This is a genomic window from Hyphomicrobium sp., from assembly GCF_009026145.1.
Taxonomy (GTDB): Bacteria; Pseudomonadota; Alphaproteobacteria; order Rhizobiales; family Hyphomicrobiaceae; genus Hyphomicrobium_A.
Map to the genome: position 1 here is coordinate 1 of NZ_WBUE01000028.1, position 15882 is coordinate 15882.

A 15882-nucleotide genomic window follows, 5' to 3' on the forward strand; every position below is an offset into this window, starting at 1 on the left:
GCCCAGGCCCACCCAGGCCGCGCGGGAGCGCGATAGCACGATCGCGCCGGTCATGATCGCCATGGCCCCGACCCCGAGGAGGGCCCCCAGCCGGGTCCGGGCCCTGGCCGCGATCCACCCGGCCAGCGGCAACCCGATGACCGTCAGATGCGCCATGAAGTTCCGGTTGCCGAGCGTTCCGCCGGGGGCGCGGGTGTCGGCCAGGAGCGGCCAATTCCATCCGTAGGCCTGCAGGAGGCCGGAGACGCTGGCGGCAATCACGGCCAGGACCACCCCGCCCACCACCACGCCGCGGCCGGCTCGGGTGGCCGCGAACCGGGCCCCGAAGAAGACCGCGGCACCGGCCAGCGAAATCGCCAGGCTCCGGAACGAAATCCACCGGTTGGTGGCCGCCGCGGCCGAGACCGCGGCCAATGCCGCCAAGGAAGCCGCCGCCGCCGCCGTGGCGGCAAGCGCGGCGAGCAAGGGCACCGCAACGGTGCCGCCGCTCGATCAGGCCTCCGGTGCGAAGGCCGCACACAACGAATAGGGCGAGCCGGAATAGCAGCCAGGGAACAGCGCCCGCGCCTCAAGCGCGGGCGTCTTCTTTTCCACTTGCCTCGGCATCGAGACGCAGGCGGTGGCGCTCGTCGGTCAGCAGGCGGACGCCTCCGAACGCCGCCAGAAACGAGCCGAGCGCCGTAGCTCCCGCGATCAGGAACATGATCAGAACCTGGTACTTCGCCGCCCCGATCGGGTCGACGCCGGCGATGATCTGGCCCGTCATCATGCCAGGCAACGCGACGATCCCGGTGGTCGCCATGGCGTTGAGCATCGGCATCATGCCGGTCCGCAAGGCGCCTCGCAGCGGCGCGCCGAACGCCTCATAGCGGCGCGCGCCGAGGGCCAGGCGCGCCTCGATAGCCGCGCGCTCGCGATGTGCCGCCTCGCTCAAGCCCTCGAGGACGAGCGCGATTGCCGTCATGGTATTGCCGAGCACCATGCCGAGAATCGGCAGGACGTAGCGCGGTGCGTACCACGGTTCGGGCGCAACGATCACCCCGACCCCGAAAACGGTGACGAAGGTGCCGATGAACAGCAGCGTCGCCGTGCTCAGTCCCAAGGTGCGCCACGGGGTGGCGCGGCGGTGCTGGCGGGAGACGACCTCGACGGCGGCGGCGATGACCATGACGAGCGCGAAACCGAGCGTCCACACGGGCGAGGCCTGCGCGAAGATGAACTTCAAGACGACGCCGATCAGCGCCAACTGCACGAGCATGCGCACGGCGGCGATGGCGATGCTCCTTTCGAGCCCGAGACGGAACCTCCACGAGATGGCGCCGTTGATGATGAGCAGCGCAGCGGCGAGGAGCAGGTCGGTATATGTCAGCGAAACATAGCTCATGGCGTGCACGCTACCTGTATCGCCTGCTTCGGCTGCGACCTGGACAGTAGCAGGCGCGCATGGGCGAGACGGTCGAGCTGCGCGCGGTCGTGGCTGACGAGCACGACGCAGCGCCCCGAGAGCATCTGGAATCGGATCAGCTCTTCGACCAGCGCCGCCGATTGCGCATCGAGGGCGCCGGTCGGCTCGTCGAGCAGCAGCACCCTCGGCTCATCGATGAGCGCGCGCACGAGCGCCAGCCGCTGCCGCTCGCCGGTCGACAGCCGGCTGACCGGCCGGTCGAGTAGGGCCGCATCGAGGTCCAGGGACTGCACAAGCCTGGCGAGGCGTTCCGGCAGCGCCTTCGGCAGGCAGCCGCGCGGCGTGTCGGACCACCACGCCGGCTCGGCGGCACAGTAGCGCACGCGGCGGCGCCATTGGTCGGCCGGCATCTCGCCGCGCTGCTCCCCATCGAGAACGACATCGCCGGGGGCCGGATCGAGGTCGGCGAGGGCGCGCAACAAAAGCGTCTTGCCCGCGCCTGAAGCGCCCTCGATGGCGAGACATTCGCCGTCGGGCACCTCGAAGCTCAGGGGTGGCAGACCTGCAACCTGCAGTCGTTCGACGCGCAGCACGAACAATACCTCTCCGTCCGCGGCAGCGGGCGAGGAGGCTTAACAGGCAATCGGTGCGTTGCGCCAGGGAGTGTGATCTCAGGCCGGCTTGGCCGACAACAGGATGTCAGCCCCGTCCTGCAGCACCGCTAGTCGCATGCCCGCCGTCGTCGCGAGCCTCCAGGTGTAATAGGCCTGAATGGTCATGGCATCGAGCGGCGGGGCGTGCTCACCGGCAATGAACTCGGCCAGATGCAGGGGGGCGCGCGCATTGGTGCCGCGGCAGCGCACCAGGAAGCTGGGGCTTTCCAGTGTGCCCGCCATCTGCACCTCGATGTCACCGCCGCGCGGCAGGGCCGTTACCGCGCTGGCCACGAGATTGAGCAGCAGCTTGGCCTTGTCCTTGGGCATGTGGCCCGGCGCACAGCGCCAAATGAGGTTGTGTTTTCCCTTGCCAATGAAGCCGCGCGAGATCTGCTCGGCGGTGCCGAGATCGATCATGGCCCCTGCCGAGCCCGCGGCGCCGAAGGCGAAGCGGCAGAACTGCAGGCGGGCCGAGGCCTGCTCCGTCACGTTACGGATCACGTCGAGGGCGTAATTCTTGGCCTCCTGGTCATCGTCCTCATCGAGGATCTCAAGGCCATTGTAGATGGCACCAACGGGGCCGATCACGTCGTGACAAATCTTGCTGGAGATGAGTGCAGCAAGTTCAAGGTCCGTCGGATTGGCGCGCTGGCCCATCGATGCCCCCTTATGATGTCGCAGATCCGAACGCCGGAGCGGCTAATAGCCCCGACGGATGCCGGGATGCTCGCTGTGCGCGAGCATGGCCGCTTGCGAAGTGTTCTTGCCATCTGATACACGCGCCGGAACTTCCATGCAAAGGTCTGCCCTGTAATCTGCTTCTCGCGTTTGCGAAGTACGCTCTGCGACCCGAGCCACAGCCGGCCGGCGCACAGCCAGGCCAGCGAATCAGGGTACGAGCGAGGAATGAAGCTAGAGGAATACCGCGGCCTGGTCGAGGCGTTGCTTCCCGCCGTTCTCGCCGCCGGGCGCATCGAGATGCGCCACTTCAAGACCGGCGTTGAAGTCGCAACGAAGGCCGACACGACGCCGGTAACGGTCGCCGACCACGAGGCGGAGGAGGTGCTGACGCAAGCGCTGCACCACGCCGCGCCGGGAATTCCGGTGATCGCCGAGGAGGCAGTCGCCGCCGGGCGCGTACCTGTCACGCAGGATGCCTTCTTCCTCGTCGACCCGCTCGATGGCACGCGCGCCTTCATCAAGGGCAGCCCCGAGTTCACCATCAATATCGGTCTCATCGTCGAGCGACGGCCCGTGTTCGGCATCATCTATGCGCCGGCCCTCGAGCAGCTCTTTGCCACCGTAGGCCCGCACGAGTCGGTCGCGACCGTGATCGCACCTGACAGCGATGGCGCCGACCTTGCGTCGACCAAGTTGACGCGGCTGGCCACGCGCGAACCCGATCGGAAAGCGCTCGTGGCCTTCGCCAGCCGCTCGCACGCGGCGCAGAGCACCGACGAATTCCTCAAGCACTTGCCGATCGCGGAGAAGCGCAAGGCGAGCTCGTCGCTGAAGTTCTGCCTTATCGCGCGCGGCGAAGCCGACCTCTATGCGCGGATCGGAGAGACGAACGAGTGGGATACGGCAGCAGGCCAGGCCATTCTCACCGCCGCCGGCGGCTGCGTCACCACCCTCGATGGCCGTCCCTTGCTCTACGGCAAGAAGGAGGTGGGGTATGCCAACCCACATTTCATTGCCTGGGCGCGAGAGCCTCTGCTTCCCACATCACCGCAAGTGCCGCAATAAGGCCACACGGGTTCGCTGCGCGGCCACACTTTCGTAACACTTTGCGCCGAAGGATTTTCAATGTGGAGGCATATGCGGATCAGCCGCAAATGCCTGGCGCAATCGATGGATCAACCCATGGCGCTGCTGCGCGGCGAAGGCCGCTTCTCCCTCGCTCCTGCTATCCTCTTTGTGCTCTTCGCCGTGCTTTTGGCGCCCGGCGCCGATGCCCAGGACAGCACCTACGGTCCATACTCGGGCGGGCGCACCGGCAATGACGCGTACGTGCCGCCGGCCAACGACGCCTACGTGCCTCCCGCCAACAATGGCGCAACCAGCAACTCTCCGTATCGCCCCGACGGCGCCTATAGCGAAGGCGACAACTATCGCCGCTATGACGGCGACCGCGCGGCTGCGGCGCCTCCGGAGGATGCGGCACCCGGCTACGGCGAGCCGTACCATGCTCCCGGTGAGCCCTACTACGACGACCGCGGGCCACCGCCCGAGGGCGGCTATTCGCAGAATGAGATCATAGAGGCAGGCGGTCGCTTTTTCGGCTCGGTGAGCAAAGGTCTCGCCAGCGTCGTGGAGTACGCGTTCCGCAAGTCGGGTCGCCCCAACGGCTACATCCTCGGCACCGATGCGGGCGGCGCATTCGTCGCCGGCCTGCGCTACGGTGAGGGTACGCTCTATACGAAGGACGCCGGCAGCCACAGAGTGTTCTGGCAGGGGCCGTCGATTGGCTATGACTTCGGCGGCGAAGGCTCGAAGACGATGGTCCTCGTCTACAATCTGCGGGATCCGTCGCAGATTTACGAGCGCTATGCGGGCGTCCAGGGCTCCGCTTATATCGTCGGCGGCGTCGGGATCCAGTACCAGACGCACGGCAACGTCACGCTGGCGCCGATCCGGTCGGGAATTGGTTTACGGCTAGGTGCTAACGTCGGATATTTGAAGTATACCCGCTCCCCAACGTGGAATCCGTTTTGAGTCGCCGCGCGGCTTCATGAGGAAGCTCCGGGTGGAGACGCGCGGAATGAAAGCATTGCGCAGGCAACTTGTCAGTCGGATAATCTGCCCCCGGAGGCTTGGCCGTCCGGTCGGTAGGGTGTGCGCATTGGGTAGCAGTTCGCAGTCGAGGTCGCGGGCGTGATCACGATCGAGATGGTCATGCTGGCGGCGTTGGGCTTCCTCACGGCAGCGCTATTGGCGCTGTTCATCGCTCCGCTGTATCGCCGCCGCGTCGCCCGCCTCACCACGGAAATGCTGAAGCGTTCGATGCCGCTGACCGAGGCGGAGATCCGTGCCGACAAGGACCGGCTGCGGGCCGAGTTCGCCATCCGCATCCACAAGCTCGAGACCAAGGTCGAGGAAGCGGCGGAAGCTTCGGCGCGGCAGATGGTCGAGCTCAACCGCCGCGATGCCACCATCAGCGAGCTCGAGGGCGAGGTGGCCGGGCAGCGCACGGCGCTGGAGGAGCACGAGAACGCGCGGCGCGTGCTCGAACAGACGATCATGGACCGCCTGCCGAAGGTGGAGCACCGCCTCGCCGAGGCGCGCAAGCTATTGTTCCAGCGCGACCGCGAAATCGTGTCCCTGACGCAGTCGAGCGAGAAGCAGGCGCGTGCGCTCGAGGAGGCCACGCAGATCAACACGCAGCAAACCGATGAGGTGCACCGCCTCAAGGCGGCGCTCAACACGCGCGCTGCGCGCAACCGCGAAGGCTTCGGCGATCCGCGCTACGACGGCGAGGTGGCGCTGCGCACCGAGATCGAAGCGCTGCGCGCCAAGACACGCGAGCAGACCGCGCTCATTGCCCGGCTGCAGTCGCTGGTGGCGCGCGCCGGACCGGCGGCGGAAGCCGGCGACGGCGCTGGCGTCAACGGCTCTGGCGATGCCATGCGGCCGGCCAAGGTCGTCGGCCGCGGCAAGAGTGCCGCGGAAGCCCCGCCTCCCCTGAAAGCGGTCGAAAATCCGCCCGAGGGTCCTGATCTGCAGGCGCTCGCCGAGATACGCCGTCTCAAGTCGGTGAACCAGGACCAGGCGGCGGAGCTGTCGCGGCTCAAGGCGGCGCTGGCCACCTACGAGGCTGCCGACAACGACGATCGCGGCATCAAGGAAAGCAAGATCGCCATGAAGGCGCGTCTTTCGGCGCTGAAGGCGCTCACCGACGAGCAGGCGGGCACCATCCAAGCGCTGCGCGCCGAGCTTGCCGCCGGCAACGAGAAGCTGGCGCGGCAAGCGGCTTACTTCATGGAGGAGATGCGGCGCCTGGGCTCGGGTACCATGCCGGCATCGGGACCCGCACGTCGTTCGGGAGTTCTGGCGCCCGAGGCGGGAAAGCGCCCGCTAGCAGAGCGCATCAACGATCCGCGCGTGGCGCGCTTCGTGCGCCCCGGCGGCGAGGGCGATACCGCAGCAGCGGCAGACACCACTGCGGCCGAGCCGCGCCGCGTCGGCGGGTTCCTGAAGGCGCTGGATGCGGCCGCGCTGCCTGCGGAAACGCGCGTCGAGCATGCACCTGCGGCCGAGGCTTCGGGCGCTGGCGCCGATTCGACGGGCACTGAGATCAAGCGTACGCGCAAGGCGCGACTGCTTGATCGCATCACCGGACTCGACAAGAACTCCGCCTAGCAGAGAAGCGCGTGGCGCCTCTATGCGCCCGCGTCGCGATGCGTGTTGGCATCGAGTATGGGCTGCCAGTCGCTCGCATCCTTGGCGCTGCGCACGCGCCCGTCGAACTGCGCGCCCTCGGCGATGACGAGGTTCTTCTGCACGATGTCGCCATTTATGCGCGCCGTGGCGTAGAGCGCGACCGTCTCGCCGCGCAGCTGGCCATTGACCTCGCCGTGGATCGAAAGATTGCGTGCGCTCACCGTGCCGGTGACCTTGCCCGTCTCGCCGACCGTGACGTTATCGCCGTGAATGTCGCCCGACACCTCGCCGGCAATGACGAGGGCGCTCTGGCAGACGAGGGTGATCTTTTGCCCGACGATGGCGAGGTCGGGTCCGATGACCGAGGCTGGCTTCGACGGTGTCATCATCGGCGAGGAGGGGAGGAAATCGCGAGAGGGCGGCTTCATTGGATTGGACGATGTCGAAGGCGCGCTCGGTATTTTTTGATCTGGACTGCTTCCGCGGCCGAACACGACGCACCTCCTATGCTTGGCCTTGAGTGGCCAGCCGCAGCGGAGCATGTGGGGGTGAGCGAATTATGTCGAGATCTCAGCACGCTCGCGTTGTTGTTTCGCCGCCGCTCCGCAGAGCCCGATTGGGTTTAACGTTAATCCCGCCGGGACGACGGAAAATCGGGTCAGCGCGGGTGATCGCGGCCGCGGTTTGCCCGCGACCGCGAGCCGTTCAGTCGTGACGCTCGACCGAGCTCACGACTTGCAGACGTCGATCCACGACAGGCATGTGTAGCCGTCGCCGTCCTTCTTGCACTGGTAGCGCTCGTTGCGGAAGGTGTCGGTCTGGATCGGCCAGTTGCCGCTGAGCTGAGCGACGATCTCCCAGGCCTGGAACTTCGCCATATCCTGCGTCCACGCCCAGCCTTTGCCGCGCTTCGTCACGCAGCGGGCGGCCTCCGCCGGCGAGATGAAGCCGGCCACGGGAGCGAGCAGCACTCCGGTGGCCGCAAGGCCGAGCACGAAGGCAGCGACTTTCGCTTTCATGATGGTTCTCCTTGCGCATGCATCGCGCCTTCTGGCGTAAGGCCGCTGCGGCCGCGAGACAATGCCGCCCCGGCCACACCCGGGCGGCATTCGTCCGAACCGTGATCTTTGTGCGGAACAACGCCAGGAGCCGGCCTGCGCTCGCAGTGCAACACCACCCGCCACGGCGACGCCGCCATTCTGGACTCCTCTAACCACCCAACCTAGACTCGTTCCAAGGGAGGAGCGGGCCGGGGGGCTCGTTTCGATAAGAGCGTATGCGTGGGGGGAGTTCGGCATGGCCGACGGCTCGGGGGAGATCGACATCAGGGCGCTCCCCAAGATGGTACGCTGGTACAGCCCGGCGCATCTGGTCAGCACCGGCTGGCGCTCCGTCGTCTCGGAAATCTTCGGCCAATACGCCGATCAGCGCATCATGCAAGCGACCATCGACGGCTTCGCGCCGGAGGTGATGAAGACCGTCGTCGGCCGCTATAACTACTCCGACCTGCGCCAACTCGGCGATGGCAACGCTGTGTGGGTCGACTATGTGGCCGATCTCGGCGACGGCTTTGATTCCACGTATGCGATTGCCTCGCTGATCAGTGCACCGCAGGTCAATATCGAGGGGGCCGGCACCTTGCCCGGCGCCAAGCTGCTGATCATGGGCGGCGATCAGGTCTATCCGTTTCCGACCCGCGCCGCCTACCGAGAGCGCTTAGCCATGCCGTACTCGACGGCCCTGCCGCCGGCGTCGGACGGCAGCTGGCGACGCCTGCTGTTCGTGCTGCCGGGCAATCACGACTGGTACGACGGCCTCAGCTCCTTCGACCACATGTTCTGCAAGGCGCGTTTCGGCCATGCCGCGGAGAACCGGATCGGCGGCTGGCTGTGTCCGCAGCACCGCAGCTACTTCGCCATCCGCCTGCCCCACAACTGGTGGATCTGGGGCGCCGACATTCAGCTCGCGCAGTACCTTGACGCCGGCCAGGTCCTCTATTTCGAGGGTGTCGCCGAGGCGATGAAGCAGCACCCGACCGAGGCGCCGAAACTCATCCTGTGCACGCCGGAGCCGAGCTGGAACAAGGAACACGACGCGACGGCGCAGGGCGAGGACAACCTCAGCCACATTACCAAGATCGCCACCGACGCCGGCGCGCGCATCGCCGCGGTCATAGCCGGCGACTACCATCACTATAGCCGCTATCAGGCGAAGGAGACGGGCACGAGCTTCTTCACGGCGGGCGGCGGCGGCGCCTACCTCGCGCCGACGCATATCCTCAAGAAGTCGCGGCGGTTTGCCTGGTCCGGCGGCGAGATCAACCTGAACCTCAGGTCGCAGATCAAGGACGGCGCGAGCACGGGCGAGGCCGCTTGCTGGCCCTCCCAGTCGAAGAGCCGCCTTCTCAGCTTGTCGACGCTTGCCTTCCCGTTCCGCAACTACGGTTACGCGGTGGCGCTCGGTATCATCTACTGGGTGATGATCTGGATGTTCTCGACGACGCCGTATGCCGGCAAGACGGTCGGGGAGACACTGATCAGCGACCCGAGCTTCAACTGGTGGCCGGGTATCCTCCTGCTCGCGCCGCTCGCCGCGGCGACCAACGTTATCCTCGGCATATGGTGCCTCGCCCTATGGGTGGTGCTCTACGGCTATGCCGATGGTGCGCGCGGCGGCAAGATGAAGCTGGCGCTCGGCACGCTGCACTGGCTGGCGCACATCGTGACCATGATCGCGCTCTACTATGCCGTCTCCTACATCTCGTTTTACCTCGTCGACACTGCGTGGCCCCAGGCGCGTGAGATGTTGCAGAACATGGAGCTGCGCGCCTCGGCCGACGTGCGCGAGCTCCTGCGCACCATCGTCATCTTCCCGCTCGTCATGATCTTCGGCGGCGGTTTCGTCGCCGGGCTGGTGTGGGGTGCCTACCTCACCATCTGCTGCTTCCTCGGGCTGCATTGCGATCAGGCTTTCGCCTCCATGAGCATCCCGGACTTCAAGAACTTCCTGCGCATGAAGGTCGAGCCCAATAAGCTGACGATCTACCCCGTCGGCTTGCGGCGCACGCCGCGGCGCTGGGCGTGGAAGCGCGCCAAGGATGGCGGCTTCGGCGACGGTACGGGGCCGGCGATCGTGTCGACGCGGCCGCTGCGGCCGAGCCTCATCGAGGGCCCGATCGAGATCCGCGTGGGTGACTTGAAGCGGCGCGAGCCGCAGCGGCCGGCGGCGTCGGCGATCGCTTGAGAACGAGAAACGTTGCGGCTCCGCGCAAAGCGCAGCAAGAGCCGGGGGAGAAGTAAGGCGTATGCAGGCGCGGCTGTCGATGCCCGCTTCGAAGCTCAAGGCGCACTACGACGTGGTCGTGGTGGGAACGGGCTATGGCGGTGGCGTCGCGGCCTCGCGCCTGGCGCGCTGCGGGCAGAAAGTCGCCGTGCTCGAACGCGGGCGCGAGTTCCTGCCCGGCGATTTTCCCGACGGCGTGGCGCGCGCGAGCGCCGAAACGCAGATGCACGGCGCGCACGGGCGGTTCGGCTCGGCGACGGCCCTGTTCGATGTGCGCCTCGGCAAGGACATCCACGTCTTGATGGCCTGCGGACTGGGCGGCACGTCGCTGATCAACGCCAACGTGTGCCTGGCGCCCGATCCGCGCGTGTTCGAGGACGACGCGTGGCCGGGCGAGGTGCGTCGCGACCGGTTGGTGGCCGAGGGCTTTGTGCGGGCGCGGCACATGCTGCGCCCGGAGGTTTCGCGCCGTTCTCCATCGTACGAGAAGGTGGCAGCGTTACGCCTCGCTGCCTCCGCCTTCGATCGGCCGTTGACGCCCATACCGCTGCACGTCGCCTATGAGAGCGGTCCCAACGCCGCCGGCGTGCATCAGGCTGCCTGTACCGAATGCGGCGACTGCTGCGGCGGCTGCAACGTCGGCGCCAAGACCACGGTTGCATCCACGTACATCGCCGACGCGGTCGCATTCGGTGCCGAGGTGTTCACCGGCGTGCGCGTGCTGTCGCTGTCGAAGGATGAGCGCCACGGCTGGCGCGTGTGGGTAATGCCGACGGATGCCGATACGCATCGCGGGCACAAGTATTTCATCACCGCCGATATCGTGGTGCTGGCGGCGGGCACGCTCGGTTCGACCGAGATTCTGCTGCGCTCGCAAGCAGAAGGGTTGCCGCTTTCGCCGTGGCTCGGCAGCCGCTTCACCTCGAACGGCGATGCCATTGCCCTCGCTTACAACAACGACGTGCCGGTCAACGGCATCGGCGTCGGCAATCCTCCCAAGGCGCAGGTGCCACCGGTCGGGCAGGCGGTCAATGCGCTGATCGATCTGCGCGACGCCAAGGATGTACGCGACGGGCTCGCCATGTGCGAATGCGCGCTGCCGAGCGCCTTCGCCTCCGCACTGCCGGCGCTGCTGGCGCCAGGTGCCATGGTGTTCGGAGAACAGGAGCAGCGCACCCTGGCCGACGAGCTGGAGGCCTTGGAGCGCGCTACCGACAGCCTCATCAAGGGCGCTTACCAGGGGGCCGTGCATCACACCCAGACATTCCTCGCCGTCGGTCATGACGCCGGCAATGGCCTGATGCGCCTGGAGGACGACCGTTTGGTCATCGAATGGGGGAACGGGCCGCAGCAGCGCGTCTTCCAGCGCATCGAGGAGATGATCAAGACGGCGACGTACGCGACCGGCGGCACGTACATGCGCAACCCGGTGTCGGAAAAAGTGCTGGGCGGCAATCTCATGACGGTGCATCCGCTCGGCGGCTGCACCATGGGTGAAACTCGCGGCAGCGGCGTCGTCAACCATAAGGGGCAGGTCTTCGATGCAAGTCCTGGCGCCGGCGCGGACGCCGTGCACGCCGGTCTCTACGTGTGTGACGGCGCGGTGGTCCCGTGCCCGTTAGGCATCCACCCACTCTTGACCATCACCGCGCTCGCCGAGCGTGCCATGATCCTCATCGCGCATGACCGGGGTTGGCACATGCGCGACGAGGCGGCGCCGGTGCAGGCACCATCACTGGAGCCGGAGGCGGCTCGCGAGCGCAACCTCGCCTGGTTTGCGCTCTGGCGCCGGCGCAGCCCTGCGCCGGTCGAGGGAGAGTGAAATGCGGCGGTTGTCGAAATCGGTCGCCGAGCTGAAGCTGCGCTACGACGTCGTCGTGGTCGGCTCCGGCTATGGCGGCGGCGTTGCCGCGTCGCGCCTGGCGCGCGCCGGCAAGAAGGTTGCCGTGCTCGAGCGCGGGCAGGAGTTCGCCATCGGCGATTTCCCCGACCGCATGATCGAGGCGCAGGAGCAGTTCCAGGTCACACGCGACGGTGAGCGCGTCTCCGGCTCACCCACCGGCCTTTATGACCTGCGGCTGGGCAAGGACATCCACGCCTTCGTCGGCTGCGGGCTGGGGGGCGGCTCGCTCGTCAACGCCAACGTCTCGCTGCCGCCCGATCCGCGCGTGTGGGACGACCCCGTGTGGCCACCCGAAATGGCGCAGGATCAGACGCGCCAGGAAGGCTTCGCGCGCGCCACGGAGGTGCTGCGCCCGGTGCCGTACCAGGGTCCGGCGCTCGACAAGCTCAACGCGCTGGGGGTGAGCGGCAACGCGCTGCGCAGGGACGTGGTGCGGCCGCCGATCAACGTCACCTTCGAGAAACAGGTGAACTACGCCGGCGTCGAGCAACCGGCGTGCACGCTGTGCGGCGATTGCTGCTCCGGGTGCAACGTCGGCTCCAAGAACACGGTGCAGGTCACCTATCTCGCCGATGCTTTCCACCACGGCGCCGAGATCTTCACCGAGATGCGCGTGACGCACGTGCGCCAGGAGCGTGGCCGCTGGCGGGTGTTCTTCGAGCCGCTCGGGCACGAGCGCGAGAAGTTCGCCGCCGCCGACCAGTCGATCACCGCCGACGTGGTCGTGCTCGCGGCGGGAACGCTGGGGTCGACCGAAATCTTGCTGCGCTCGCGCGCGGAGGGGCTGCAGCTTTCCGACCAGCTCGGCGAGCGCTTCACCGGCAACGGCGATGTGCTGGCCTTTGCCTACAACAACGATGTGCCCGTCAACGGCATCGGGGTCGGCGAGCCGCCCCAAGCCGATACCGGGCCGGTCGGCCCGTGCATCACCGGCCTCATCGATCTGCGCGACACGGAGAAGCTCGAGGAGGGAATGGTCATCGAGGAAGGATCGATCCCCTCCTCGCTGGCGCCGATCCTGCCGGCTCTGTTGAGCGTCGGTGCCGACAAGTTCGGCGAGGATACCGACCGCGGTGTCATCGACTTCCTCGCCGAGCGGGCACGGCGCCGCCAGAGCCTTTTGTTCGGCGCCTATCAAGGGGCGGTCAACCGCACGCAGACCTATCTCGTCATGAGCCACGACGATGGCGAGGGCCGCATTGCGCTCGACGAGGGCAAGCTAAGGCTGATCTGGCCAAAGGTTGCCGCGCAGCCGATCTTCGAGAAGGTCGATCGCAACTTGCGGAAGGCGACACAGGCGACCGGCGGCAATTACACGCGCAACCCGCTCACCGAAACCATACTGGGCAACAATCTCATTACGGTGCATCCGCTCGGCGGTTGTACCATGGGGGGGGATCGCAGCAGCGGCGTCGTCAACCACAAGTGCCAGGTGTTCGACGGGCGCCCCGAGGCGGCGGCGGACGCAGTGCTAGCCGGGCTCTACGTCTGCGACGGCTCGGTCATCCCGCGACCGTTGGGCGTAAACCCGCTGCTCACCATCACGGCGCTCGCCGAGCGGGCGATGATCCACCTCGCCAAGGACCGCGGCTGGCAGTTCTCCGACGCGCAGAGGTTCGATGCGCCGTTGCTTGTCGCGGCTCCGCAGGGACGCGAGACGCTCCGTCCGGCCGGCGTCGAGTTCACCGAGCGTATGGCAGGCTACATCTCGCCTGCGGTCACGCTGCCCTACGAAACGGCGGGGCGGCGCGGCAAGGAGGAAGGTCACGCCTGCAGATTCATCGTGACGGTGATCATCGACGACGTCGACCGCTTCGTCTCCAACACACAGCATGCCGGGCGCATCGTCGGCACCGTTGAGTGTCCGGCCTTGTCGCCCGAACCGCTGGAGATCTTCGACGGTCAGTTCAACCTGATGCGCGTCGACGAGCACAACGTCGAGACCAAGCGCTTCGACTACCGGTTCTCGCTCGGCGCGCGCGATGGCGCCGAATATCAGTTCATCGGCCACAAGGTGGTGCGCTCGGACGCTTCGCTCGACCTGTGGCGCGATACGACGCGCCTCAACGTCGATATCGCCAAGGGGGCACAGGGCCAGCTCGGGCGCATTGCGCGGGGCCTGCTGGAAATCGCCCCGTCGGACTTTTACGTGCAGATGCAGACGCTGCGTGGCATCGGCGGGCGCGATGCCGCCGACCGCATGCGCGCCGTCGGTAAGTTCGGCAGGTTCTTCAGTCGCGAGCTGTTCGACACCTACGGTGGGGTGCTGGCGCGCACGGGCCGCTACGACGTGTACAATCCGCGCAAAAAGCGAACGTTGCGCGTGCCCGAGCCCGAAATCCACCTCGTGCGCACGGACGACGGAAAGATCCTCAAGTTGACGAGGTTCCACGGCGGCAACAAGGGGCCGCTCATCTTCACCCACGGCCTTGGCGTGTCGAGCCTCATCTTCGCCATCGACACCATCGATACCAACATGCTCGAGTATCTGGTCGCCGAGCAGTACGACTGCTGGCTGCTCGACTATCGCGCCAGCGTCGACCTGCCGTACGCGCACGAGCTGTGGAACGCTGACGACGTCGCCCTGCAGGATTACCCGGCGGCGTTCGCCAAGGTGCGCAGCGTCACCCGCTCGTCGACCGTGCAGGTAATCGCCCACTGCTTCGGCGCTACAACCTTTACCATGTCGTTGCTGGCAGGCCTCGAAGGCGTGCGCTCGGCGGTCATCTCGCAGATCTCGACCGACTACGTGGTGCCATGGTTCCCGCAGCGGCTGCTGGCCTTCCTGCGCGCTCCGCAGCTGTTCGAGGCGATGGGGATCGACGTCGTCAACGCGCGCGCGACGACGGCCGATGCATGGCGCGAGCGCGTGCTCGACAAGGTTCTACAGGCGATCATTCCGGTGCCGCGCAGTGAGCGCACGCACGACGCTACCAGCAATCGGATCACCGCGCTCTACGGCCGGCTGTACAACCTCGAGCAGCTCAACAACGCCACGGTGACGTCGGGGCTGGCGGAGATGTTCGGCGAGGCCAATATCGAGGCGTTCAGACAGCTGGCACGCTTCGCGCGCCGCGGCCATCTGCTCGATGCCGAGGGCCGCGACGTCTACTTGCCGCACCTCGACCGTATGGCGCTGCCTATCCTGTTCGTGCACGGCGCCGACAATGCCTGCTTCAAGCCCGAGAGCACGGCGCGCACGCTCGAGCGACTAGCGGAGGCGAACGGGCGCCAACTCTATGAGCGGCACGTCATCCCCGGTTATGGCCACATCGACTGCATCTTCGGGAAGAATGCCGCGCGCGACGTCTATCCGCTGATCGCCGCCCATCTCGACAAGACGGCGATCGTCTAGCGGCCGCCGGATTTACGTCAGGCGGCGATGCTCGCCCGGCGCACGTCCTTCATGATCGAGCGGAACGCGTCCCCCGACATGTGCACGAGGCTGCGGTGGTCGCCGCCCTCGAGGTAGATGTCGGGCTGCGTGTCGAAGCTCTCGTCGACGAAGGCATCGACGGCGTAGGCCTCCGGCACCGGCGGCACCGCCCCGAGATCGCAGTCGGGGAAGAGCTCGCTGATCTCGTCCTCGTTGGCGAGATCGACCGGGCAATGCAACATGCGCTCGATGACGTCGAGGCGAACACGTGCTGTCGCAGGCACCACGGCAACGACGAACCCACCCTCGCGCGTCAGCACAACGGCCTTGGCTACGCGCTCACCCGGCACGTGGGTGGCGCGCGCAGAGTCGAACGCACAATGCGTGCGCTTGTGCAGCATGACGTCGTAAGGGACGTGGTGGTCGTTGAGGTATTCCTGCAGCGTCAGTGCGATACCCATGGCTGTCCTCCTGCCACATTCGCGGGCTGCGCCCTCAGCCGCGGCGATGGCGCCGGCAGCTCGCGGTCGAGCAGAAGATTATTCCTGGTCACAAGCAGCCGCAAGCGAGCCGGATGGGCTCGCCAGGATTGGCTAATCAAGGATTGCGTCGTGCCGTCGACTTTGCTGCTTTGCAGCGTACTTCAGGACTTGGCTTTTGCCTTGGGCGCAACCGCCGCGGTGACGAGTGGCGACAGGCCCTCCCCGCCGTTCTCAATGTGTTCATTGAGCTGCTTGCGCATGCGCGGGCTCCAGAAGTTGCGGATGTGATTGGCGATGCCGTCGAGCGCTTCCGTGCGCGGATAGGCTTCGAAATAGGCCGCGATCTGGTTGGCCATGCGGACGATGTCGCGGTTTTCCATGCGGGCAGGACTTTCCGA

14 protein-coding genes are annotated in these 15882 nt (G+C 66.7%); 6 read left to right on the plus strand and 8 right to left on the minus strand.

Annotation, left to right across the window (positions count from 1 at the left end):
• The 4 genes from F9K20_RS17450 to chpT form a co-directional block, all read right to left on the minus strand.
• The coding region (locus F9K20_RS17450) for a hypothetical protein (protein ID WP_291004802.1) at positions 1–465 on the minus strand (465 nt) is incomplete at its 3' end.
• Positions 466–568: 103 nt separating this feature from the next.
• The gene (gene fetB, locus F9K20_RS17455) at positions 569–1384 is read right to left on the minus strand and encodes an iron export ABC transporter permease subunit FetB (protein WP_291004805.1); all 816 of its coding nucleotides are present in this window, start codon (positions 1382–1384) and stop codon (positions 569–571) included.
• Positions 1381–1998, minus strand: coding sequence for an ATP-binding cassette domain-containing protein (locus F9K20_RS17460; protein ID WP_367115873.1), 618 nt, complete (start codon positions 1996–1998; stop codon positions 1381–1383). The genes fetB and F9K20_RS17460 overlap by 4 nt, the downstream gene beginning before the upstream one ends.
• A 78-nt stretch (positions 1999–2076) precedes the next feature.
• Positions 2077–2718: a histidine phosphotransferase ChpT gene (gene chpT / locus F9K20_RS17465; protein WP_291004810.1), complete on the minus strand. Its 642-nt coding sequence runs from the start codon at positions 2716–2718 to the stop codon at positions 2077–2079.
• Positions 2719–2967: 249 nt separating this feature from the next.
• Here chpT and cysQ point away from each other — a divergent pair, with 249 nt between their 5' ends.
• From cysQ to F9K20_RS17480, 3 genes are all read left to right on the plus strand, one after another.
• Positions 2968–3807: a 3'(2'),5'-bisphosphate nucleotidase CysQ gene (gene cysQ, locus F9K20_RS17470; protein ID WP_291004812.1), complete on the plus strand. Its 840-nt coding sequence runs from the start codon at positions 2968–2970 to the stop codon at positions 3805–3807.
• A gap of 117 nt (positions 3808–3924) precedes the next feature.
• Entirely contained in the window at positions 3925–4776 is an 852-nt protein-coding gene (locus tag F9K20_RS17475) for a DUF1134 domain-containing protein (RefSeq protein ID WP_291004814.1), read from the plus strand.
• 159 nt (positions 4777–4935) lie between these two features.
• A complete protein-coding gene (locus F9K20_RS17480; RefSeq protein WP_291004816.1) occupies positions 4936–6420 on the plus strand; it encodes a hypothetical protein in 1485 nt (494 codons plus the stop codon).
• Between the two features lie 20 nt (positions 6421–6440).
• On the opposite strand, the gene F9K20_RS17485 is transcribed toward F9K20_RS17480, so the two are convergent.
• Positions 6441–6869, minus strand: a complete 429-nt coding sequence (locus F9K20_RS17485; protein ID WP_291004818.1) for a polymer-forming cytoskeletal protein — start codon at positions 6867–6869, stop codon at positions 6441–6443.
• 300 nt (positions 6870–7169) lie between these two features.
• Positions 7170–7460 (minus strand): hypothetical protein, encoded by a 291-nt coding sequence (locus F9K20_RS17490; protein ID WP_291004821.1) that lies wholly within the window; start codon positions 7458–7460, stop codon positions 7170–7172.
• 277 nt (positions 7461–7737) lie between these two features.
• On the opposite strand from F9K20_RS17490, the gene F9K20_RS17495 reads away from it, so the two are divergent.
• The 3 genes from F9K20_RS17495 (at position 7738) to F9K20_RS17505 (ending at position 14981) form a co-directional block, all read left to right on the plus strand.
• Positions 7738–9684 carry a hypothetical protein gene (locus F9K20_RS17495; protein ID WP_291004824.1) on the plus strand — a complete coding sequence of 649 codons (1947 nt, stop codon included), beginning with the start codon at positions 7738–7740 and terminating at the stop codon, positions 9682–9684.
• 79 nt (positions 9685–9763) lie between these two features.
• Positions 9764–11545 (plus strand): GMC family oxidoreductase N-terminal domain-containing protein, encoded by a 1782-nt coding sequence (locus F9K20_RS17500; RefSeq protein WP_291004829.1) that lies wholly within the window; start codon positions 9764–9766, stop codon positions 11543–11545.
• A gap of 1 nt (position 11546) precedes the next feature.
• The gene (locus tag F9K20_RS17505; RefSeq protein ID WP_291004832.1) at positions 11547–14981 is read left to right on the plus strand and encodes an alpha/beta fold hydrolase; all 3435 of its coding nucleotides are present in this window, start codon (positions 11547–11549) and stop codon (positions 14979–14981) included.
• 17 nt (positions 14982–14998) lie between these two features.
• Here F9K20_RS17505 and F9K20_RS17510 read toward each other — a convergent pair whose 3' ends face one another.
• Together F9K20_RS17510 and F9K20_RS17515 are read right to left on the minus strand one after the other, a co-directional pair.
• Positions 14999–15463: an aminoacyl-tRNA deacylase gene (locus F9K20_RS17510; RefSeq protein ID WP_291004834.1), complete on the minus strand. Its 465-nt coding sequence runs from the start codon at positions 15461–15463 to the stop codon at positions 14999–15001.
• Positions 15464–15645: 182 nt separating this feature from the next.
• Positions 15646–15864, minus strand: coding sequence for a formate dehydrogenase subunit delta (locus F9K20_RS17515; protein ID WP_291004837.1), 219 nt, complete (start codon positions 15862–15864; stop codon positions 15646–15648).
• Positions 15865–15882: the final 18 nt, after the last annotated feature.

Coding starts and splice junctions, on each gene's coding strand:
- fetB (WP_291004805.1), bottom strand. CDS start 1,384: ATGAGCTATGTTTCGCTGACATATACCGACCTGCTCCTCGCCGCTGCG.
- chpT (WP_291004810.1), bottom strand. CDS start 2,718: ATGGGCCAGCGCGCCAATCCGACGGACCTTGAACTTGCTGCACTCATC.
- cysQ (WP_291004812.1), top strand. CDS start 2,968: ATGAAGCTAGAGGAATACCGCGGCCTGGTCGAGGCGTTGCTTCCCGCC.
- F9K20_RS17475 (WP_291004814.1), top strand. CDS start 3,925: ATGGCGCTGCTGCGCGGCGAAGGCCGCTTCTCCCTCGCTCCTGCTATC.
- F9K20_RS17485 (WP_291004818.1), bottom strand. CDS start 6,869: ATGAAGCCGCCCTCTCGCGATTTCCTCCCCTCCTCGCCGATGATGACA.
- F9K20_RS17490 (WP_291004821.1), bottom strand. CDS start 7,460: ATGAAAGCGAAAGTCGCTGCCTTCGTGCTCGGCCTTGCGGCCACCGGA.
- F9K20_RS17495 (WP_291004824.1), top strand. CDS start 7,738: ATGGCCGACGGCTCGGGGGAGATCGACATCAGGGCGCTCCCCAAGATG.
- F9K20_RS17500 (WP_291004829.1), top strand. CDS start 9,764: ATGCCCGCTTCGAAGCTCAAGGCGCACTACGACGTGGTCGTGGTGGGA.
- F9K20_RS17505 (WP_291004832.1), top strand. CDS start 11,547: ATGCGGCGGTTGTCGAAATCGGTCGCCGAGCTGAAGCTGCGCTACGAC.
- F9K20_RS17510 (WP_291004834.1), bottom strand. CDS start 15,463: ATGGGTATCGCACTGACGCTGCAGGAATACCTCAACGACCACCACGTC.
- F9K20_RS17515 (WP_291004837.1), bottom strand. CDS start 15,864: ATGGAAAACCGCGACATCGTCCGCATGGCCAACCAGATCGCGGCCTAT.